Below are 21,505 nucleotides of genomic sequence, written 5' to 3'. Positions count from 1 at the left end.
AATCAACTAGAAGAAAATGGCAAAAGATATTCAATTTGATGTAGAAGCACGTGATGGCCTTAAAAAAGGCGTTGACGCCCTGGCAAATGCAGTAAAAGTTACTCTAGGACCTAAGGGAAGAAATGTTATCATTAGCAAATCGTTCGGAGCTCCACAGGTTACCAAAGATGGTGTAACTGTAGCAAAAGAAATAGAATTGGAAGATGCGCTTGAGAATATGGGTGCACAAATGGTAAAGGAAGTAGCTTCAAAAACCAACGATTTAGCTGGTGATGGTACAACTACCGCAACAGTGCTAGCACAGGCCATCGTAAAGGAAGGCCTTAAGAATGTGGCTGCAGGTGCCAATCCAATGGACCTAAAAAGAGGTATTGACAAAGCGGTGGAAGCCATTGTTGAGAACTTGGCAAAGCAATCCAAAAAAGTTGGAGACTCTTCAGAAAAGATAAAACAAGTGGCTGCAATTTCTGCTAACAATGATGAGACTATCGGTGATTTAATTGCACAAGCATTCGGAAAAGTTGGTAAAGAAGGGGTAATTACCGTTGAAGAGGCAAAAGGAACAGATACATACGTTGATGTTGTTGAGGGAATGCAGTTTGACAGAGGGTATCTTTCTCCCTACTTCGTGACAGATTCCGAGAAAATGATTGCAGATTTAGACAACCCTTATATTCTTTTGTTTGACAAGAAGATTTCTGCGATGAAGGATTTACTTCCAGTATTGGAGCCTGTAGCTCAGTCTGGAAAGCCATTATTGATCATTGCTGAAGATGTTGATGGTGAAGCATTGGCAACTTTGGTTGTGAACAAACTAAGAGGTTCCTTAAAAATTGCTGCAGTTAAAGCTCCTGGTTTTGGTGACAGAAGAAAAGCAATGCTGGAGGACATCGCTATCTTGACAAATGGTACCGTTATTTCAGAAGAAAGAGGATTCTCTTTGGAAACGGCAACAATAGATATGTTGGGTACTACGGAAAGAGTAACAATCGACAAGGACAACACTACCATCGTTAATGGCGGAGGTGTTGCAAAAAATATCAAGACCCGTGTCAACCAAATAAAAGCGCAGATTGAAACTACTACTTCTGATTATGACAAAGAGAAGTTACAAGAGCGTTTGGCCAAACTAGCTGGTGGTGTTGCCGTACTCTATGTAGGTGCTGCCTCTGAAGTTGAAATGAAAGAGAAGAAAGACCGTGTGGACGATGCTTTGCATGCTACCAGAGCTGCTGTTGAAGAAGGTATTGTTGCTGGTGGTGGTGTTGCTTTGGTTAGAGCTAAATCCGTACTTTCTAAAGTTAGCGCTGTAAATGCAGATGAAGAAACAGGATTGCAAATCGTTGCAAGGGCAATTGAATCTCCTTTGAGAACCATTGTTGAAAATGCTGGTGGTGAAGGATCGGTAGTCGTTGCAAAAGTTTTGGAGGGCAAAAGTGACTTTGGTTACGATGCAAAATCCGATGCTTATGTAGAAATGATGAAAGCAGGTATTATAGATCCTAAAAAAGTGACCCGTGTTGCTTTGGAAAATGCCGCTTCGGTTTCTGGAATGATCTTGACCACGGAATGTTCTTTAACGGACATTAAAGAAGATGCTCCTGCTATGCCTCCAATGGGTGGCGGTGGCGGAATGCCAGGCATGATGTAATTCGAAGAATATTGATTTTAATAGAAAAAACCGCACCAAATTAGGTGCGGTTTTTTTGTAGCATAGACGTGTTAAATCCTTGATAAAGTGATTTTCAGGCAGAGCTCTTTTTTGTATTTTAAAAGAAAACAAAATGAGCCAAATCCATATTAGTACATTTCTTGTCCCACTTCTTCTTTTTAATTTCAACCTCAATGCTCAAAAGGAAGAGACTACAGAGCTAAAGAAGATATACCAATCTCGTTTCCAACACTGTCGAGAGTCCATTCATTTGCATTTAAATAAGACTACCTTTATTCAAGGGGATGAGATTTGGTGGACGGCCTATGCTTACAATAAAAAAAGTAATTATCCTTCCAATGCAACAAAAAACCTATACTGCGGATTATACAATTCCAAAGGAGAACAAGTTATCAAAGACCTTTTTTTGTTTGATCAAGCTATTACTCACGGAAGCTTTAAGATAGATTCTACATTAAATCCTGGAACGTACTTTATAAAAGCAGATACCAAATGGATGAAAAACTTCGAAGAGGATGCGCCATTTGTTCAAAAAGTTACCATAGTTGATTCCGATAAGGAAACAGAGTCCAATTCACTCCAAAAAGACCATGACCTACAACTACTTCCTGAAGGCGGGCATTTGATATCTGATACGGATAACATGGTAGGCCTACGCATTGTGGATGGTAATGGTAGAGGAGTACAGATTCAAAAAGGAGGAGTATATGATGAAGAAAATAATCAATTGACCGAAGTCTTTACCAATGAGGTGGGTTTAGGTCGGTTTGAACTACTTCCCAAAAAACAAATGACCTATACCTTAAAGACAGTTCTCATAGATGGGAGTATTATTGAAAAAAAGCTTCCGGAAGCTAAGTCTAATGGGGTTGCCATGGCGATAAATAATATTTTGGAGGAGAAATTGATCGTCTCATTAAATACGAACAACAAGACCTTTGAAACCATCAAAAAAGACTCATTTCATTTGGCCATCCATCGTGATGGAATCATGACCTTAAATTCTTTTGTCTTTGACAGTATCTCCAGAAATATTAAAATCAGCAAAAAAAATCTGTTGCCTGGAACGAACATAATAACCTTGTTCAACCAAAACTTAGAACCAATAAGTGAACGACTTATTTTCAATTTCAATGGACTTAGGTTGGCCAATACATCTTTGACAAAGGGCAAAACAAAAAAGGACTCGGTCTATTTGAAAATAAAGGCTTACACCAAAAAAAACACTCCTATTTCACTAAGTGTTTCTGCCTTACCAGCCGCTAACACCAATAATCTTAATGAATCCAATATCTTTTCTTCCTTTCTCTTACACCCGTATTTAAAATCAGCTATTGAAAACTCTTCCCGATATTTTTCGGATTCCAATAGAATAAAGGAATATGAACTGGACTTGGCTATGCTCACGCAAGGCTGGAGTAGTTATGACTGGGGACTGATTTTTAAAGGGGAACCCGTAATCACATATCCTTTCGAACATGGGGTAAACGCCCAATTGAAACTATCCTCAAAGCTAAAAAAAGAAGAGCGATTAGTATTGATTGGAGATTATAATGACTCCATGGTTTTTCTTGATATGTACGATTCCCAAAACCTAGAGTTAACAGATTTGTTTTCACAAAATGGTGATACTCTTAAATTTTCCATCCGAAAAAAAAGAGGAGGATTGAGGAAACCTGATTTAAATATTCATTTTAATAGCTTTGATGTAGAAAAGGATTCAATCATTCTGAAGAAATACAATCATCCTTATTATTACAAGTTGGCTACTACAACAAGACTCAATAAAACCCCTCTTTTTAGACCATCTGGAGATATTATAGCCTTGGACGAGGTTGTACTGACTGAAGGACGAATTGAAAAAAAACTTACACGGAAAGGTCCAAACGTTAATTTTGCGTTTAAAGGCGTAAAAGTAGATGAGGCGGAACTGAAAAAAAGCCCTTTTTTAACCGACCTAATCGCAAGAAATGGATTCAGAGTGGATACAAGAATTCCAGGTGCATTGTCTATAAGAAATATCATTCCTAGCAGAGGACCTGTTCGAGTTTACGTCGATGATTTTCATTTACAAGATATTGCCCAATTACGTTATGTGCCCTTAAATCAGATAGACGAGATTTATTTTGAAACACAAGGCTTGTCTGGGGATATATATGCTCCCGGAGGAGTTATTCGAATTTATTGGAAGTCAGGGTTATCTTTAGGGAAATCATCAATGAATTTTGCCGAAAAGCTCGTGAAAAACAGTTTTTCCAGACCCAAAACTTTCTATCGTCCAAAGTACATCTCAACCAAAGGTGAAGCTTTTGAAAATTATGGTATTGTTCATTGGCAACCTAAATTAACCACCAATAAAAAGGGTGAAGTAGGTTTCAAAATCCCAAAAGACAATATTTCTTCAGTAAAAGTTTATATAGAAGGCATGGGAGAAGATGGCTCGCTCCTCTCCCATACTCAAGAAATTTCATTGGATTAAATCATACTTCCCAACATCCAAAAAGCCATCACCAACATAATGGCATTTTCTATAAATGTTGCTTCGGTCATGGGGAGTTTTAATGCCGTTCCCAAACAGGCACATCGAATGCTTTTTTTATCCACTAAGGTTTTAATTACTCCAAAAGTCGTTATTCCCAAAACAAGTATTGTAGCAACCAAAGCGATTTCCACCTCAATCCGCATAAGAAATAAAAGACCCAAGCCAAGTTCCAGAAATGGATAAATCCACCCGTAAACTGGAACAGCTTTTGCCAATGGGTCGTACATGCGAAAACTTTCAGGAAAACCTTTCAAGTCCAATAGCTTAAAAAAACTAAAAACGATGTAAAACAATCCCATAAAATCCAGCATAGCTGAAGCAGTATTCCAATTTTTGAAATTCAACAGGAACGAGGCTACAAACAAGTACATAAAAATCAAAAACAAGGGTCGTAGCTGTACCCATTTGGATTGTATTTCCTGAATGGGTGCTTCCAATGTTTCCCCTTGTATTTCAGAAATACCGTACTTACTCCCCAAAGCATCTTGTAGGATACTGTTTTGAACATGGTTTTCTGAAATTATTCTGGCCTTGCCATTATTCAAATCCACCTCAACATGTTCTACCCCTTTAATTGCCAACAACTTTTTGGACACAGAAGCGACACAACCTTCACAGGTCATTCCACTCACCGAATAGGTATGTTCCATTTAATGTTTTTTACTGTCATCGGTATTATCTTCACGGTATTTACAGCACGGATGAATATTATCATATGCTTCTTGAGAAGCCTTTAATTCCTTTGTATCATGACCTGCTTCGACCAATGCGGTTTTTATTTTCATGGCATCTGTTTTTCGCTCATCCATAATTAAGGAAAGCTGGTGCGATGGAATGTCCCAAACGGCATATTTTACACCAGGAACATTGAGCGCAGCTTTCTCGATACGCATTTTGCACATCTCACATTTTCCGTCGACCTCAAATTCAAGTTTCTTTTTTTTGTCCTGTGCATTGCTCACGAGCATCCCCATGATACATACTAGAAAAATCACTATTTTTTTCATCTTTATGTTATTTAATTATGTTATGATTTAAATCTAAAACCTGTATAGACCATTCTACCTAAAATTGGACCGAACACTATAGTAGTGTCAAAATTAGGGCCAAATGGGTTTTCTGCATCTAAAACAGGATTGTTTTGTCTAAAATTGGTCAAATTTTCACCCCCAACGTACATCTCAAATTTCTTTGAGAATACCTTGGTTATTTGCGCGTTCATCAAACTATATGCTCCTGAAAACTCGCCTAATTGAAAAGCTTCAGGATTTGCAGAGGTATTGGGTAATCGTTGTTTTCCCAAGGCGTGCAATGTATAATCAAAACGCCATTGCGCTCCATTTTCTTTCGCCGTGGTGTTATAGCCTATATTAGCAAAGTACCGATTACGAGCTTGTAATGGTTTTTGTAAAAGTCCGGTTTGGTAATCGGTTTGCACATCATAAAACTTATATGCAGTTCGCAACTCCACATTCGGTACAACTTCATAGTTCAGTTCAACCTGCAAACTATTAGCAAAACTCTTCCCTTCCAAATTTGAAAAGACTACTTCTCTAGGGTTTTCCCAATCTACAACAATTTGATTTTCAAAATCAGTTCTGTAAAAATCCACTGAAACATCCCCCGGCCTATCGAACAAGGTAAAGCCCTGTATAAAACTTACACCATAATTGTATGCCTTTTCGGCATCAAAACCATAAATATCCCCTCCATTTTGCACCAATCGAATAGTTCTTGACGAAGCGAACAACCGCTGGTTTTCGGCAAAAATATTGGCTGCTCTCCTTCCAATTCCAAAAGATCCCCGTAGACTACCTTTTTCCCAAGGCGTATACCGAATATGCAATCTTGGCGTGATGAAAGTACCTAAACGATTATGCGTATCTACACGCAAACCAGCAGTCAGACTAAGCTTTTCAAGATTGGTGTAACTGTATTCAAAAAAAGCTCCTGCTGAACGGTCGGTTCGCTCAAAATCTTGATTGTTCACCAACTCATCATAGCCATCAAAAGCAAAAGTCAAACCAGCTTTAAACTTGTTTTTTGTATTTCCTAAAATGGAATTGAACAGAAAATTAGAGTACAGACTTTCGTGGGCTATATCGTAAATATTGAATCCATAAAAAGAATCTTGTCTATGATTACTGTAGGAAACCTGAAAACCAAAACTCTGATAGGGTGATTCCGGAAAAACATAACCCAATTTGAGCGAGCTATCAAACCGTCTGGTATCAATTTCACTCCCCCAAGCATTTGTAGTGAATTTATCCGTACTTGGATTAAAATTGGTTTGCCCTACCTGTTTTTCATCATTCAGAAATCTGACATTAAGAAAACTGACCCATCCATTTTCAATATCTTGATATTGCCACCGGTTCGCAATATTGATCTGATTGGCCAACGGAGCATCCAAGAAACCATCATCATTATTGTCGACTTCTACATCTCTTCGATTTCCATGCACGTAAAAGCCCGTGCTCCATTTTTCCGATAATCTTCTGTTGATATGGGTATTCAGCTCCAATCTTCCATTTAAATTGGCATATCCGTTTACAAAAATGGGATAGTCCGTAGACGGTTTTTGGAGTTCGGTATTGATTTGCCCCGATATACTTTCATACCCATTGACCACACTCCCGGCACCTTTGGTAATCTGAATGCTTTCCACCCAAGTACCTGGGGTAAAGGTAAGTCCGTAGACTTGCGATGCCCCCTAACCATAGGAATGTTTTCTTGGGTAATCAATAAATATGGACTTGTAAGCCCAAGCATCTGAATCTGTTTTGTTCCCGTAAGGGCATCATTAAAATTAACATCAATGGCCGGATTGGTCTCAAAACTTTCTGATAGGTTGCAACATGCAGCTTTCAAAAGTTCTGCGCTGTTTACCGTAACCACATTTTGGGCAGAAAAGAATGTTTTTTGCACATCATCCTTTTTCTTTTCCAAAACAACCTCATCCAATTGATTGGAAGGTGTCAACCAATGATGTACCATTCTTGGCTTGTCTATAGTTAACGTATCTGTCTTGAATCCTACAAAACTAATAATAAGTTTATTGTAATCTTTTGAATAGGGAATATTAAAGGTGCCGTCATTTTTGGTCATCGTTCCAATTTGGGAATTTGACCAATACACATTGGCTCCAGCGAGTCCAATATGTTTGTTTTCAGTATTGGCTTCCATCACCATGCCCTCAATTGCATCTTGTGCAGCAATAGAATAGGGAAACCATAAAAAAAGTATTAAAATATATTTCATTTGTTTGTATTGAACATTTGTACTTGGTACAGAAGAATGTACCATTGGCAGTCCTTAAGAAAGGACTTTGAAAAAGTTCAATAGAATCAAATTAAAAAGACTTGGTCCAAAACTTGGATGTTCCTGACCAGATTGGGAGGTGGGTATTTTTCGTGTGGAACCGGGAGCTCATCGACCGGAACAAATAAATCAAAGTAAGATTGCGAAAAGGCTACCAGAAATAACTTGTGGTCCAGTTCAAAATCGTCCCAAGAAAGCTTTAGATCATCTTGACCTTCGAGCGTAAACGATTCGTCATCGCAACAATGGTTTTCCATGGTTTCTGCCCCCATTGCCGCCATGGCATCCTCCATACCACAATCATCAGCATTTACGAACAGAGCAATATCCATGACCCTACCCATACACAAGTGTTTATCCACAGTCCATGAGACGGTAGAAAACAACACCATAATGGCCAAGGATACCGATGCAATATGCCGGAAAATCTTTTTCACAAACGTAAAATTACAAAAACTCTATCTTTTTGAATTTAAAACGGAGTACGTTAACTAAAATTTAGAGTATTTGAAAATGTAATTTTCAACGTTTCCTGCGACCAAAATCGCTAATTAAAAAATACATTTGCAAAAACTGTTGTCATGCTAGTATCCCTAAGATCAAAAGTCACCAATATTTTATCTCAAAACGAAAAAAGTGTGGAAAATCGTTTGGACGAACTGTGCCAACTCTTAAAAGACACCGTGGAGTATTACGATTGGGTGGGCTTCTATTTTAAAAATGGTAATAAGAACGAATTAAAGCTCGGTCCTTACGCTGGGGAACCCACAGATCATACGATAATTCCCTTCGGGAAAGGTATCTGTGGGCAAGTAGCGGTCAGCAATGAAAATTTTGTAGTACCTGATGTAGCTGCCCAAGATAATTATATTGCCTGTAGTATTACCGTCAAGGCTGAAATTGTGGTCCCGCTATTCGTAAATGGTGAAAATGTTGGACAAATAGATATCGATTCCAATACCCCCGACCCATTTACTGAAGAAGATGAGCGCTTTTTGGAATTTGTAAATGAAAAAGTAGCCCAGATTCTTTAAAACTAATGTAATTTGTTGATAACCCCTATAACTTTTTAATAACAAAAAATTTACTTTTGTGTGCTTAATAAATTGATTTTAAGACACAAAATGAACACCACCAAAAAAGCTACTTCTGCGTTAATTTCCGTTTTTCATAAAGACGGACTAGAGCCTATTGTAAAAAAACTTGATGAACTCGGTGTAACCCTGTATTCAACCGGCGGAACGGAAAAATTCATTCAAGATTTAGATATCAATGTAGTCCCTGTAGAAGATGTCACAAGCTATCCCTCTATTTTGGGCGGCCGTGTAAAAACACTTCATCCTAAGGTTTTTGGTGGCATATTGAATAGACAGGACAACGAAAGCGATGTTGCCCAAATGGCAGAATTTGAAATTCCACAATTGGATATTGTCATTGTTGATCTATATCCCTTTGAAAAGACAGTTTCCAGTGGTGCATCTGAACAAGATATTATCGAAAAAATAGATATTGGTGGCATCTCCCTTATCCGTGCTGCGGCCAAAAACTTCAAAGATGTACTTTGTGTATCTTCCATGGAAGATTATGAGGATTTTTTAAATGTAATTTCAAAAGGAAATGGCTCAACTACGATAGCGGACAGAAAGCGTTTTGCAACCAAGGCATTCAACGTTTCTTCGCACTATGATTCGGCAATTTTCAATTATTTTAATGGTGATGGAACCGAAACCGCTTTAAAAATAAGTGAGCAAAATGGAAAAGTACTCCGCTATGGCGAAAACCCACATCAAAAAGGATATTTCTATGGAGATTTTGAAGCCATGTTTACTAAGCTTCATGGCAAAGAGCTTTCCTATAACAATCTTTTAGATGTTGATGCAGCAGTAAATTTAATGGGGGAATTTAAGAACGATGCCCCAACCTTTGCCATTTTAAAACACAACAATGCTTGTGGCCTAGCAACTAGGAATTCAATCAAAGAAGCTTATGTTGATGCACTTGCTGGTGACCCAGTTTCAGCATTTGGGGGTATTCTTATTTCCAATGTTGAAATTGATGGCCCTACTTCCGAAGAAATCCACAAATTGTTTTGTGAAGTGGTAATTGCCCCTAGTTTTTCCGAGGAGGCTTTAGAAATACTCAAAGGGAAAAAGAACCGAATTATATTGGTGCAAAATGAAGTAACGCTCCCGAACACTTTGATCAGAACTTGTCTGAACGGTGTGCTGGTCCAAGACAAAGATTATAAAACCGATAGATCAGATAGCTTGACAACGGTTACCAAACAAGAACCGAACATACAGGAAGTTGAAGATTTGATTTTTGCTTCAAAACTCTGTAAGCATACCAAAAGTAATACCATAGTCCTTGCAAAAAATAAGCAGCTATGCGCAAGCGGAACAGGACAAACATCACGGGTAGATGCCTTGAACCAGGCCATTCATAAAGCAAAATCCTTCAATTTTGAATTGGAGGGAGCTGTAATGGCAAGCGATGCGTTCTTTCCGTTTCCCGACTGTGTAGAGATTGCCCATAAAGCAGGTATCAAAAGCGTGATACAACCTGGTGGATCTATAAAAGATCAATTGAGTATAGATTATTGTAATGAGAACGGGTTAGCAATGGTAATGACTGGCACTAGACATTTTAAGCATTAATTTTAGTACTTTAGTCTTTAATTTTATTTTTAATCCAAAAAACCGACACTTTTTATGGGATTTTTTGATTTCATGACCGAGGAAATTGCGATTGACCTTGGTACTGCAAACACCCTAATCATTCATTTAGACAAAGTAGTTGTTGACAGCCCTTCCATAGTAGCCAGAGACCGTATTTCTGGAAAAATCATAGCCGTAGGAAAGGAAGCCAATATGATGCAGGGGAAAACCCATGAAAATATTAAGACCATTAGGCCATTAAAGGATGGGGTAATCGCTGACTTTGATGCATCTGAAAAGATGATCAATATGTTCATCAAAAATATTCCTGCTTTAAAGAAAAAATGGTTCCCTCCCGCCCTAAGAATGGTAATTTGTATCCCTTCCGGTATTACTGAAGTGGAAATGCGTGCGGTACGTGAATCGGCAGAACGGGTAAACGGGAAAGAAGTCTATTTAATCCATGAACCTATGGCTGCCGCTATTGGTATAGGTTTGGACATTATGCAGCCCAAAGGAAATATGATCGTAGATATAGGTGGTGGAACTACTGAAATTGCTGTGATAGCCCTAGGTGGGATCGTGTGCGATAAATCAGTGAAGATTGCAGGTGACGTGTTCACGAACGACATCATATATTATATGCGAACGCAACACAACCTCTATGTTGGGGAAAGTACTGCCGAAGCCATAAAAATTGAAATCGGTTCTGCAACTGAAGATTTAAAATCACCGCCAGAGGATAAATCCATACAAGGGCGGGATCTTTTGACTGGTAAACCAAAACAAGTTCAAGTTTCATATAGGGAGATTGCCAAAGCACTCGATAAAAGTATTTTGCGCGTTGAGGATGCCGTTATGGAAACACTTTCGCAGACCCCTCCAGAACTAGCCGCTGACATCTACAATACAGGTATTTATTTAGCAGGTGGTGGATCTATGTTACGAGGATTGGACAGAAGGCTTTCCCAAAAAACGGATTTGCCCGTGTATATAGCGGAAGATCCTTTAAGAGCAGTTGTTCGTGGTACGGGCATAGCGCTTAAAAATTTGGAGCGTTATAAAAGTATATTGATAAAATAATTTGGTCACCCAATCATTTTTGTCCACCTGAAAGTTGTTGTACTTTCTTAATGATATGATTGCATGCAGCGCATCATCAATTTTATTTTAAGCTACAGAATTACATTTTTATATGTCTTTCTTATGGTCATATCTTTAATAATGACCGTTAGGTCCCATTCGTACCATCAATCAAAATTTTTCAATTCGTCCAAATGGATTACGGGAAATGTCTATAACAATGCTGCTAACATTTCTTCTTATTTTCAGCTTAGGGATGAAAACAATAGGTTGGTGCAGGAGAATGAAGAATTACGGAGATTGCTATTTAATTCCGAAGAAAAGCCCAATGTTCAAATAGATACAACAACTATTGATTATGAGGTAATCAGTGCCAACCTTATTAAAAATAGTTTTTCCTCCCCCAGAAATTATATTACGCTGGACAAGGGTAAAAAGCAAGGTGTTACACAAGACATGGGCGTTATTACTACTAAAGGTATTTTGGGCATCGTTGAAAATACATCTTCTAACTTTTCAACGGTTCAGAGTGTTCTCAATACCAAGTCGAATATTAATGCCAAGATAAAAAACACCGATTATTTTGGATCACTTATCTGGAACGCAGAGGAATATAATGTCGTACAACTCATCGATATTCCAAGATTGGTTCCGTTGGTTGTTGGCGATACTATAATTACTGGTGCAATGTCCAGTATCTTTCCAGAAGGAATTCCCATAGGAACAATTAAAAAATACGATTTAAATACTTCAAAAAGTTTTTATAATATCGATGTTGAACTGTTCAATGATATGGCCAATGTTAAAAACGTGTATTTGATAAAAAACAAGAATCGAAAGGAAATTATAGAACTGGAAGCAACTACTACAAATGAATAGTACCATATTGATAAATATTTTTAGGTTCATTCTACTGGTGCTCACACAGGTACTGATTTTTAACACCTTAAACTTTTTGGGCTTTATAAATCCCCTTGTCTATGTCATATTTTTATACTGGTATCCCATAAAGGGGGACAGAGGTGTATTTATGCTGTCGGCATTCCTTCTTGGTTTTATGATCGATATCTTTTCAGATACCATGGCGCTTCATGCAATGGCCACATTGACCGTTGCTTTTGTAAGACCCATCATTATGCGATTTTGTTTTGGAGTCAATTATGAATTTCAAAATTTCAGCTTTAAAAATACCACCAAGGTACAGCGTGTCACTTTTTTGGGACTTTTAATTTTACTGCATCAAATCGTATTCTTTACTTTTGAAATGTTAAGTTTATCCCACATCCTTCTAATTTTGAAAAAGGTTTTTGCTACCGGTATCGTAACTTTGTTCATATGTACGCTGTTCAGTTCACTTTTTAGTCCAAAAAGCGAATAAAAACCATACAATTTCGTTGGAATAGTATATGGCGTAACTAAAACTCTGCCGTTTATGAAAAAACTGTTACTATCCTCTATCATTGTCATTATAGGATTTACCTTTATTGGCAGGCTTTCCTATTTACAGCTCTTTAGCTTTTCTCCAAATCAGACTTTGGAAGACCCAGCTATTAAAGCTATTTATGATTACCCGGAAAGAGGTTATGTATACGATAGGAACGGTGAGCTTATGGTAGGAAACCAACCCGCCTATGATGTAATGGTGATTCCGCGAGAGGTGAAACCATTGGATACTTTGGAATTTTGTGGGCTCTTGGGAATAGACAAGGCTTCTTTTATTGATAAGATGAGAAAAGCGAAGGTATATTCACCAAGACTGCCATCTGTTCTGGTTCCTCAACTGTCCAAGGAAGATTATGCAAGGCTTCAGGAAAAAATGCGACATTTTATTGGTTTTTATATTCAGAAAAGGTCTCTACGTTATTATGATACCAATAGTGCCGCCAACGTACTCGGTTACATTAGTGAGGTCAATGAACGTGATTTGGAGAACAATCCTTATTACGTAGCAGGTGAGCTAAAAGGGAGAACTGGAATTGAAAAACAATATGAAGAGATTCTAAGAGGACGAAAAGGAGTTAAGTTTATTCAAAAAGACCGTTTCAACAGAGATATCGGTCCATATAAAAATGGAAAACTGGACACCTTGCCAGAACAAGGAAAGGAAATTCATATCACTCTGGACAAAAGTCTTCAAGAATATGGAGAACGATTGATGCATGGAAAAAGAGGGGGCATCGTGGCGATTGAACCCAAATCTGGGGAGATATTGGCCATGATTTCCGGACCAACCTATGACCCTGCCCTTTTAGTGGGTAGAAAACGTTCTAGAAACTATAGCAAACTCCATTATGACACCATTTCAAAACCTACATGGGATCGGTCAATTCTGGCGGAACCTTCACCAGGTTCACCCTTTAAGACCATGAACGCTTTAGTGGCATTACAAGAAGGTGTCATAAACCCTGAAACAAAATTTAGATGTTATAATGGGTTCTACGTAGGCAGTCAAAAGAAAGGATGCCATTGTGGTGGAGGCGTTCGCGACATGAACTCGGGCATCTACCAGTCCTGTAACGCCTACTTTGCAGGAACCTTTAGAAAGATCTATGAAAAATACGCTTCTACCGATGAAGGTATGGACGTATGGGAAAAGCATATGAAAAGCTTTGGGCTTGGCAGCTATTTAGGCACCGATATCCCAACCGGACGCCCCGGCAGAATTCCTGGAAAAGGCTTTTACGATAAGTGGTATGGAGATGGAAGATGGGGCTCTTCAACAATAATTTCAAATGCCATTGGACAAGGAGAAGTTGCGGCTACCCCATTGCAACTTGCCAACATGACAGCTGCCATAGCCAACCGTGGTTATTTTTACACACCACATATCATAAAAAGTGTCGGCTCTACCGGCGCAATAGACCCCAGGTTTACGGAGCGACGCGAAACTACTATTGACAAAGAACATTTTGAGCCAGTAATCGATGGCATGGCGAACGTGTACAAATTTGGTACTGGAAGATGGGTTCAAGTACCCGATATTGAAATAGCTGGAAAAACAGGAACCGTTGAGAATTTTGTTAGAATCGATGGGGAACGTATGCAACTTACGGATCATTCGGTATTTGTGGCATTTGCTCCTGTTGATAATCCGAAAATAGCCTTGGCCGTTTATATTGAAAATGGATATTATGGTTCGCGTTATGCGGGTCACATTGCTTCCTTATTGATTGAAAAATATGTGAAAGGCGAAATCACCCGGAAGGATTTGGAACAGCGCATGCTTGAAAAAACATTGGAACACGAATATGCGAAACCATACAGCGGGGAACCTTTCAAGATAAATGAATATGTCTGGTAGAGGGCTTTTTGGCAGAATAGATTGGCTAACCATTTTTCTTTACGCTTGTTTAGTTTTTATTGGCTGGATCAATATTTATTCCACAACGCTGAGTGATCCAGATGCTTCCATTTTTGATTTTTCAACACTTTATGGAAAACAGCTTTTCTTTATAGGAGTAGCTGGTGTTGGGATTCTTTTTGTCCTTTTTATCGAAACCAATTTCTTTGAACGCTTTGCCTCTATTTTTTATATCATTTCAATTGTTTTGTTACTTGGGTTGTTCGTCTTTGGCAAAACGATTGCCGGAGCCACATCTTGGTATGATTTGGGTTTTTTCAATTTACAGCCTTCTGAGCTAGCCAAAGTTACCACCGCCCTTGCCTTGGCAAAATATTTAAGTGATATTCAAACCGACATTAAGAATCGAAAGCACCAACTATATGCCTTATTGATCATACTATTACCTGCAATTTTAATATTGCCCCAACCAGATCCAGGAAGTTCTCTTATCTACTTTTCACTTTTTTTCGTCCTTTTTAGAGAAGGATTTCCATTATATTATCTAGGTATCATATTGGTAATGGTTGCTTTGTTTGCCACAACGCTGATGTTCGGAACTGTTTGGATAGCCATTTCCTTAGGACTATTGACAGGCGTCATTTTTGTATTCAAGAAAAAATCCACAAAAATACCTTTGTTACCGCTGGGCGGGATAGTTGTTTTGTCGATTCTATTCTCGCTTTCGGTTGACTTTATTTTTGAAAACGTTTTTGAGCAACGGCATCGTGACCGTTTTGCCCTGTGGTTACGTTTGGAAAAAGATCAGGAAAAACTAGAGGAAATTAGAAAGAACATTGGTTACAATACTTATCAATCTGAAAAGGCCATTGAGTCTGGAGGTTTCTTTGGAAAGGGTTTTCTAGAGGGCACACGTACCAAAGGGGATTTTGTACCGGAACAACATACCGATTATATTTTTAGTTCTGTAGGCGAAGAATGGGGGTTTATGGGAACGGTAACCGTAATCCTACTGTTCACTTTTTTCTTTTTACGACTGATCTTTATCGCGGAAAGACAGAAAAATGATTTTAGCCGAATGTATGGATATGGGGTCATTTCTATACTGCTTATCCATTATTTTATAAATATAGGCATGGTCATTGGGCTATTGCCCACTATAGGGGTTCCCTTGCCTTTTTTTAGTTATGGCGGTTCTGGACTCATCTTCTTTACCATGTTGCTTTTTATTTTCCTAAAACTGGACTCCAACCGTTTAAAGGACGGTATTTAAAAAGTCCAACCAGAAGTATCTATCTTACTTTCAATCTTTTCTTGCCAAATTTTAGGCTTATTTTTAAAAAAATCGATAGAAGTTAGTTTCTCAATACTATCTATTGGGACCAAAAAGCTTTCTAGTGGTTTCTTGCTCTCCTCGTTCGGAATCAAAAAGCAAAGTACCTTTACCGAATCTCCATTCTTTCTAAAAATGACTTTGTAGAATGCATTGGGAACATCTACATCTTCACTTCCTATTTCTTTCAACCCTCTTTCCAAAACACCCCCTGTTATGATGTTTAAATCACCGTATTTTTTACACCAAAAGCGAACTTTCTGCTCTAACCTATTCCAAATCCCAGCATTAAATTTTCTGTTTTGAGGACTGATATTGCTTGTATAAAAGGTTTCGTTATAGGCATATTCTGAAAAACGTCTATCCCCCGCAGGACAAAGATGTCCCCTATCATAACCGGACCCTCTATAGTTTTTCCAATCGGCAGATTTAGTGGCTACTTTTGGGTCTTCAATAAAATAAGGGCGCTCCCTGTCATCATAGGTCAGATGACTTTGCTTGAGCTCATACGCCACCCATTCCGCCTGTTCATGTGGCTCGCTATAGGAGAGCATAAAATAGTCGTGCTTTATAATGGCTCCTGTGGTGGAGCTTGGCAAAAAATCTGTTGTAAACGGAGAAGAATGCGCTTTGGAATTTGGGTCTGAATAGGTTGCAGGAGTATAAAAATTCTCAAATAGCCAAAAGCCAACCACACATACTACAAACAATAAGGTATAAATTGTATTATTTTTCATTTCGTCATAAACATACTTTATTTATAATAACCTTGGAAATCAAAATCGCACTGCCATTACTATTTTGGTCGGTAACATAAATAAGTGCACAATAAAAAAAGCCGCTTCAAATGAAGCAGCTTTTTTAAATGCTTACCAATGTAAATAGACTATCCCTTTACACTTGCTAACTTTCTTTCGTTGTTTTTGATATTGTTCATCTGCAAATCTTTAAGAACGTTCACAGCCTCTTCCACATAAATATCCTTCGCTAAGTTTTGATGCCATCTATTCCTCTTCTCACGCAATACAGAATCCTGGACAAAGAGTTCTGTTTCATACTTCAATGACTCAAAAGTTAAATGCGAATCATAATCCCTTAACGTTTTAAAGTATTCCGATTTCTTTTTTGCCTCTTCACCTTTATCGGTATACACATCATAATTTAAAGAAACTACAGTCTCATCTTGTTGTTCCTTCAACCATTTTGCGTTTTCTTCAATCAATTTTATTTGCTGATTGTTGGCCATTCTTTCCTTACTTTTTGCAACGGTAGTTTCAAAATCGATATAACCGTCCCAGATTTTATATTCTGCCGGGGTAATCTTATCCCAGCCCAAAGGATTTTGTTGGTCCCTTTCGCCAAGATCAATGTAGCTATACCTGTCCGGTACAACAATATCACTTTTTACACCTTCTAACTGCGTAGATCCACCATTGATTCTATAAAACTTCTGCGTTGTCAATTTTATAGCTCCTAAATCACCATGTTCATTACTTCTAACAATATTGTCCAAAGGAATTACATTCTGAACGGTTCCTTTTCCAAAAGTCTGTTTGCTCCCTATGACGACCGCGCGTTTGTAATCTTGCATAGCGGCAGCCAAAATCTCCGAAGCCGATGCTGAAAGTTCGTTGACCAATATCACCAATGGTCCATCCCATTGAATGCGTTCATCTTTATCTTCATGTACCTCTTTTCTTTGACCGGAAGATCGTACCTGAACAATGGGACCGTCTTTAATGAAAAGCCCTGCCATTTCTACAACGGTCTTTAGCGAACCACCACCATTGTCTCTTAAATCCAAAATAATTCCTTCTACACCCTCTTGCTTTAATCGCTCCACTTCCTTTGCTACATCCGAAGCAGCGTTTCTTTCGGTATAATCTTCAAAATCAACATAGAATTTGGGTAGATTGATAATACCATAGTTATGGTCTTTTTCTTTTACTTTGGCAGATTTTGCATAAGACTCTTCTAACAGTACAACATCTCTCGTAATGGATACTTTTTCAACGGTACCGTCAACTCTTCTTACCGTTAGGTCCACCACAGTTCCTTTGGGGCCTTTTATCAACTTTATGGCATCGTCCAAACGCATCCCAACAATATTAATGGGCTCCTCACCATTTTGGCCAACTTTTAGAATTTCGTCCCCAACTTCCAAGCTTTGTGCCCTCCAAACTGGACCACCCGATATTATTTCCATGATTCTGGCACCTTCAGGCTTTTTTTGAAGCCTAGCACCAATACCTTCGAACTTACCGGACATTCCAATATCAAATTTTTCTTTATCGTCTGGAGCGAAGTAATAGGTATGAGGATCAAATTCATCAACTATCGTGTTGATGTATTGTACAAACCAATCCTTTCGTTCTAAATCGTCAACAAAATCGAAGAATTCGTCCAACGTATTCATTGTGTTCTCCCTAGCTTCTTCTTCCGTTGTTTCTTTATCTATGGATGCAGGGATTTCATCAAAGCTAAATACAGCATCAACAGTAGCTGTCTGTGATTGTTTGGCTTCAGCTATTCTATTCTCTATTTTATTGTCAAAAACACCAAGGGTATTGTATTTTAATTGTTGTCTCCAACGCTCTTTTAATTGCTTTTTGCTCGAAGCAAATTCTTGATCTTTGTAATCTATATTGATGCTCTCCTCGATTGTATAGTCAAACGGTTGGGAAAGCACCTCTTTGTAGATATCTTTCGCTTCGTCCATCCGTTTCATTAAACGTTGATAGACAATATTAAAAAATGTAATGTCCGTATTCTTGATTTCATCGTCAATTTGAAATCTGTACTTTTCAAACTCCCTTATATCACTGGCCAAGAAGTATCTTTTGGTAGGATCCAATATTTCGATAAAATCATCAAAGACATTGGAAGAGAAATTATCGTTCAAATCTTTTGGTTCATAGTGGCCGCGCTCCAATACGTAGGTTATCAAATCCAACAACAATTTATCCTTGTCATCGTTCTCAAAAGATTTATTTGTAAAACTGCAGGAGGCAACTGCGATAAGTATTATTAAAAAGCCAAGAACAAAATTCTTTTTCATAAGAGGTGTGTTTATTTGGGAGCGAAATCAATTGACACATCAATGTCAAATCGTCATTACGTCATCCTTCTTTCTTTTTCATACGAATTCCCTAAGATACAGAAAAAACCGTGCCAGTATGAATCATGGTTTTTAATTTTTTGTTAAACGCCTAGAGGTCCATATCCTTATGAAAAACGTATTTTTACGACTTTAATTATATCTTATGAAAAAACCACTCATCTTAGTTACTAATGATGATGGAATTACTGCCCCTGGACTCAGGGCTTTAATTAAGGTAATGAAAGAGATAGGAGAGGTAATCGTCGTAGCTCCCGATAGCCCGCAATCCGGTATGGGACATGCCATAACCATAGACAACACGCTCTATTCCAAAAAAGTGGTCATTGATCAAGATGAAGGCGCACCCAGCGAGTATAGTTGTAGTGGGACACCTGCTGACTGTGTTAAATTGGCACTGCAGGAAATATTGGACAGAAAGCCGGATATCTGTGTTAGTGGTATAAATCACGGTTCTAATTCTTCAATAAACGTGATTTACTCCGGTACCATGAGCGCCGCAATAGAAGCTGGCATTGAAGGAGTTCCCGCAATAGGGTTTTCACTTTGTGATTATTCTTGGGATGCAGATTTTAGCCATTCCTTAAACTCGGTAAAGAAAATAGTCCTGGAAGCATTGGAACATGGTATCCCCAATGGGACTGTACTGAATGTAAATATTCCAAAAAGCACTGACGAACCTGCCGGAATTAAAATCTGTAGACAGGCCAGAGCCAATTGGAAGGAGAAATTTGACAAGCGCATGAGCCCCACAGGCAAAGACTATTATTGGCTCACTGGCGAATTTGAATTATTGGACAAAGGCGAAGATACCGATGAATGGGCTTTGGCGCAGGGATTTGTTTCTGTCGTCCCTACCCAGTTCGATCTTACCGCACATCATGTAATTCCGCAAGTAAACAACTGGAGTTTAAATGAAGAATAGAAAAGAAGTTTTAATTGGTTTTGCCGTCGGTATTATAGCCAATACTTTGGGCACACTACTTTACATATTGGTTTTTTCGGATTTAAGTATTGTTGAGACATTTGAAGCTGCCGTTGCACAAGAACATATAGGAAGTTTATTGGCATTGGGCGCTATCCTGAATCTAGTCGCATTTTTTGGATTCTTACGTTTAAAAAGAGATTATAGGGCCCGAGGAGTCATGATTGCGACCTTACTCACGGCACTGGTGATTTTATATTATAAGATTTTTTGAAGGGTCAAGGGTCAAAGAAAAAACGTTTGAAATTGAATATATTCTTTACACGTGTTTTTAAGTTTAATTTTGTATTTGAGTTTGACACTTGAACTTAAATTTGATATTTGTATTTGACTTGTACTTTACACTGGAACTTAGATAATGAAATACTACATCATAGCTGGTGAAGCCTCGGGAGATCTCCATGGATCTAATCTCATCAAAGCGCTTAAAGCACAAGACGCCAATGCGAACATTCGTTGTTGGGGCGGTGATTTAATGCAAAAAGCGGGGGGTGATTTAGCCAAACATTACAAGGACATGGCTTTTATGGGCTTTTTGGAAGTCATCAAGAATATCCCGACCATCTTCAAGAATATTTCATTTTGTAAAGAAGATATCGCAAAGTTTAATCCCGACCAGCTAATTTTCATTGATTTTTCAGGCTTTAATCTTCGTATAGCCGAATGGGCAAAAAAAAGTAATTTCAAGACCAATTATTATATATCCCCACAAATCTGGGCGTCTCGGGAAGGAAGAATTAAAAAGATAAAACGTGATATCGACAATATGTACGTAATACTTCCTTTCGAGAAAGATTTTTATGAGAAGAAGCACAATTATCCTGTACATTTTGTGGGCCATCCTTTAATCGATGCTATAGCAAACACCAAAATTGTTGATGAGCCTACGTTTAGGGAGCAAAATGGATTGGACTTAAGAAAACCTATAATTGCACTCCTACCCGGAAGCAGAAAGCAAGAGGTGCAGAAAATGCTGGAAATCATGCTTTCTGTTTGTAGCGATTTCCCAGATTACCAATTTGTAATTGCTGGAGCTCCAAGTTTATCCAATAGTTTTTATGCCTCATTTTTAAAGGATAAGAGTATCAATTATGTCTCCAACCAAACCTACTCCCTTTTGAAGTATTCACATGCTGCATTGGTGACAAGCGGTACGGCAACTTTAGAAACGGCACTTTTTGGCATCCCTCAAGTCGTTTGCTATAAAGGGAATTGGATTTCTTATCAGATTGCAAAGCGAATTATTACGCTCGATTATATTTCTTTGGTCAATTTAATCATGAATAAAGAGGTTGTTAAAGAATTGATTCAAGGCGAGTTGACAACCAAAAACCTTAGAAAAGAACTATCAAAAATAATTGATGGGAGTGAAAGAGATACCATGTTGAAAGATTACGATAGGCTAAGAAAGAAATTGGGAGGAAAGGGCGCCAGTCAATTAGCAGCTAAATTAATCACGGAAAATGCTTAGATTTAATGCCCAAGAATTAAAA

General features: G+C 38.2%; 17 protein-coding genes and 1 pseudogene. 12 read left to right on the top strand and 6 right to left on the bottom strand.

All coding sequences use genetic code 11. The features are described from left to right. The first annotated feature begins 16 nt into the window (after positions 1 to 16). A complete protein-coding gene (gene groL, locus LV716_RS10605; protein WP_163417711.1) occupies positions 17 to 1,651 on the top strand; it encodes a chaperonin GroEL in 1,635 nt (544 codons plus the stop codon). A 133-nt stretch (positions 1,652 to 1,784) separates the two neighbouring features. Further along, the gene (locus tag LV716_RS10600; RefSeq protein WP_163417710.1) at positions 1,785 to 4,151 is read left to right on the top strand and encodes a hypothetical protein; all 2,367 of its coding nucleotides are present in this window, start codon (positions 1,785 to 1,787) and stop codon (positions 4,149 to 4,151) included. Here the strand turns inward: LV716_RS10600 and LV716_RS10595 are convergent. The 4 genes and pseudogenes from LV716_RS10595 to LV716_RS10580 all read right to left on the bottom strand — a co-directional run bounded on the left by LV716_RS10595 (position 4,148) and on the right by LV716_RS10580 (position 7,972). After that, the gene (locus LV716_RS10595; RefSeq protein ID WP_163417709.1) at positions 4,148 to 4,864 is read right to left on the bottom strand and encodes a heavy-metal-associated domain-containing protein; all 717 of its coding nucleotides are present in this window, start codon (positions 4,862 to 4,864) and stop codon (positions 4,148 to 4,150) included. The two genes, LV716_RS10600 and LV716_RS10595, sit on opposite strands and share 4 nt — an antisense overlap. Beyond that, the gene (locus LV716_RS10590) at positions 4,865 to 5,221 is read right to left on the bottom strand and encodes a heavy-metal-associated domain-containing protein (RefSeq protein ID WP_163417708.1); all 357 of its coding nucleotides are present in this window, start codon (positions 5,219 to 5,221) and stop codon (positions 4,865 to 4,867) included. It lies immediately after the preceding gene. 20 nt (positions 5,222 to 5,241) lie between these two features. Next, positions 5,242 to 7,475 (bottom strand): annotated as a pseudogene (locus tag LV716_RS10585) (TonB-dependent receptor domain-containing protein). Between the two features lie 86 nt (positions 7,476 to 7,561). Next, on the bottom strand, positions 7,562 to 7,972 hold the full coding sequence (locus LV716_RS10580) for a hypothetical protein (protein WP_233759109.1): 411 nt from the start codon (positions 7,970 to 7,972) through the stop codon (positions 7,562 to 7,564). A 144-nt stretch (positions 7,973 to 8,116) separates the two neighbouring features. Here LV716_RS10580 and LV716_RS10575 point away from each other — a divergent pair, with 144 nt between their 5' ends. The 7 genes from LV716_RS10575 to rodA all read left to right on the top strand — a co-directional run bounded on the left by LV716_RS10575 (position 8,117) and on the right by rodA (position 15,849). Further along, the gene (locus LV716_RS10575) at positions 8,117 to 8,569 is read left to right on the top strand and encodes a GAF domain-containing protein (RefSeq protein WP_163417706.1); all 453 of its coding nucleotides are present in this window, start codon (positions 8,117 to 8,119) and stop codon (positions 8,567 to 8,569) included. Positions 8,570 to 8,659: 90 nt separating this feature from the next. After that, positions 8,660 to 10,192 (top strand): bifunctional phosphoribosylaminoimidazolecarboxamide formyltransferase/IMP cyclohydrolase, encoded by a 1,533-nt coding sequence (gene purH, locus LV716_RS10570; RefSeq protein WP_163417705.1) that lies wholly within the window; start codon positions 8,660 to 8,662, stop codon positions 10,190 to 10,192. 54 nt (positions 10,193 to 10,246) lie between these two features. Continuing rightward, positions 10,247 to 11,275, top strand: a complete 1,029-nt coding sequence (locus LV716_RS10565) for a rod shape-determining protein (protein WP_163417704.1) — start codon at positions 10,247 to 10,249, stop codon at positions 11,273 to 11,275. Between the two features lie 63 nt (positions 11,276 to 11,338). Beyond that, on the top strand, positions 11,339 to 12,154 hold the full coding sequence (gene mreC, locus LV716_RS10560; protein WP_163417703.1) for a rod shape-determining protein MreC: 816 nt from the start codon (positions 11,339 to 11,341) through the stop codon (positions 12,152 to 12,154). After that, positions 12,147 to 12,653, top strand: coding sequence for a rod shape-determining protein MreD (locus LV716_RS10555; RefSeq protein ID WP_163417702.1), 507 nt, complete (start codon positions 12,147 to 12,149; stop codon positions 12,651 to 12,653). Before mreC ends, LV716_RS10555 begins: the two co-directional genes overlap by 8 nt. A gap of 54 nt (positions 12,654 to 12,707) precedes the next feature. After that, a complete protein-coding gene (locus tag LV716_RS10550; RefSeq protein WP_163417701.1) occupies positions 12,708 to 14,576 on the top strand; it encodes a penicillin-binding protein 2 in 1,869 nt (622 codons plus the stop codon). Beyond that, the gene (gene rodA, locus LV716_RS10545; RefSeq protein ID WP_163417700.1) at positions 14,566 to 15,849 is read left to right on the top strand and encodes a rod shape-determining protein RodA; all 1,284 of its coding nucleotides are present in this window, start codon (positions 14,566 to 14,568) and stop codon (positions 15,847 to 15,849) included. The genes LV716_RS10550 and rodA overlap by 11 nt, the downstream gene beginning before the upstream one ends. Here the strand turns inward: rodA and LV716_RS10540 are convergent. Then, entirely contained in the window at positions 15,846 to 16,646 is an 801-nt protein-coding gene (locus LV716_RS10540; protein ID WP_163417699.1) for a DNA/RNA non-specific endonuclease, read from the bottom strand. The genes rodA and LV716_RS10540 overlap by 4 nt on opposite strands. A gap of 149 nt (positions 16,647 to 16,795) precedes the next feature. Next, the gene (locus tag LV716_RS10535) at positions 16,796 to 18,967 is read right to left on the bottom strand and encodes a carboxy terminal-processing peptidase (protein ID WP_163417698.1); all 2,172 of its coding nucleotides are present in this window, start codon (positions 18,965 to 18,967) and stop codon (positions 16,796 to 16,798) included. A gap of 205 nt (positions 18,968 to 19,172) precedes the next feature. Here LV716_RS10535 and surE point away from each other — a divergent pair, with 205 nt between their 5' ends. From surE to lpxB, 3 genes are all read left to right on the top strand, one after another. Continuing rightward, positions 19,173 to 19,952 carry a 5'/3'-nucleotidase SurE gene (surE, locus tag LV716_RS10530; protein WP_163417697.1) on the top strand — a complete coding sequence of 260 codons (780 nt, stop codon included), beginning with the start codon at positions 19,173 to 19,175 and terminating at the stop codon, positions 19,950 to 19,952. Continuing rightward, on the top strand, positions 19,942 to 20,226 hold the full coding sequence (locus LV716_RS10525) for a hypothetical protein (RefSeq protein WP_163417696.1): 285 nt from the start codon (positions 19,942 to 19,944) through the stop codon (positions 20,224 to 20,226). Before surE ends, LV716_RS10525 begins: the two co-directional genes overlap by 11 nt. Before the next feature lie 144 nt (positions 20,227 to 20,370). Then, positions 20,371 to 21,483 (top strand): lipid-A-disaccharide synthase, encoded by a 1,113-nt coding sequence (lpxB, locus tag LV716_RS10520; protein ID WP_163417695.1) that lies wholly within the window; start codon positions 20,371 to 20,373, stop codon positions 21,481 to 21,483. The last annotated feature ends 22 nt before the right edge of the window (positions 21,484 to 21,505 follow it).

Source organism: Flagellimonas sp. HMM57, assembly GCF_021390175.1.
GTDB lineage: Bacteria > Bacteroidota > Bacteroidia > Flavobacteriales > Flavobacteriaceae > Flagellimonas.
The sequence above is the reverse complement of the archived record's forward strand: the minus strand, read 5'-3'. Positions and strand labels throughout refer to the sequence as shown.

What these genes read in the sequence shown, in the direction of transcription:
- groL (WP_163417711.1), top strand. Translation starts at nt 17, where the DNA reads ATGGCAAAAGATATTCAATTTGATGTAGAAGCACGTGATGGCCTTAAA.
- LV716_RS10600 (WP_163417710.1), top strand. Translation starts at nt 1,785, where the DNA reads ATGAGCCAAATCCATATTAGTACATTTCTTGTCCCACTTCTTCTTTTT.
- LV716_RS10595 (WP_163417709.1), bottom strand. Translation starts at nt 4,864, where the DNA reads ATGGAACATACCTATTCGGTGAGTGGAATGACCTGTGAAGGTTGTGTC.
- LV716_RS10590 (WP_163417708.1), bottom strand. Translation starts at nt 5,221, where the DNA reads ATGAAAAAAATAGTGATTTTTCTAGTATGTATCATGGGGATGCTCGTG.
- LV716_RS10575 (WP_163417706.1), top strand. Translation starts at nt 8,117, where the DNA reads ATGCTAGTATCCCTAAGATCAAAAGTCACCAATATTTTATCTCAAAAC.
- purH (WP_163417705.1), top strand. Translation starts at nt 8,660, where the DNA reads ATGAACACCACCAAAAAAGCTACTTCTGCGTTAATTTCCGTTTTTCAT.
- LV716_RS10565 (WP_163417704.1), top strand. Translation starts at nt 10,247, where the DNA reads ATGGGATTTTTTGATTTCATGACCGAGGAAATTGCGATTGACCTTGGT.
- mreC (WP_163417703.1), top strand. Translation starts at nt 11,339, where the DNA reads ATGCAGCGCATCATCAATTTTATTTTAAGCTACAGAATTACATTTTTA.
- LV716_RS10555 (WP_163417702.1), top strand. Translation starts at nt 12,147, where the DNA reads ATGAATAGTACCATATTGATAAATATTTTTAGGTTCATTCTACTGGTG.
- LV716_RS10550 (WP_163417701.1), top strand. Translation starts at nt 12,708, where the DNA reads ATGAAAAAACTGTTACTATCCTCTATCATTGTCATTATAGGATTTACC.
- rodA (WP_163417700.1), top strand. Translation starts at nt 14,566, where the DNA reads ATGTCTGGTAGAGGGCTTTTTGGCAGAATAGATTGGCTAACCATTTTT.
- LV716_RS10540 (WP_163417699.1), bottom strand. Translation starts at nt 16,646, where the DNA reads ATGAAAAATAATACAATTTATACCTTATTGTTTGTAGTATGTGTGGTT.
- LV716_RS10535 (WP_163417698.1), bottom strand. Translation starts at nt 18,967, where the DNA reads ATGAAAAAGAATTTTGTTCTTGGCTTTTTAATAATACTTATCGCAGTT.
- surE (WP_163417697.1), top strand. Translation starts at nt 19,173, where the DNA reads ATGAAAAAACCACTCATCTTAGTTACTAATGATGATGGAATTACTGCC.
- LV716_RS10525 (WP_163417696.1), top strand. Translation starts at nt 19,942, where the DNA reads ATGAAGAATAGAAAAGAAGTTTTAATTGGTTTTGCCGTCGGTATTATA.
- lpxB (WP_163417695.1), top strand. Translation starts at nt 20,371, where the DNA reads ATGAAATACTACATCATAGCTGGTGAAGCCTCGGGAGATCTCCATGGA.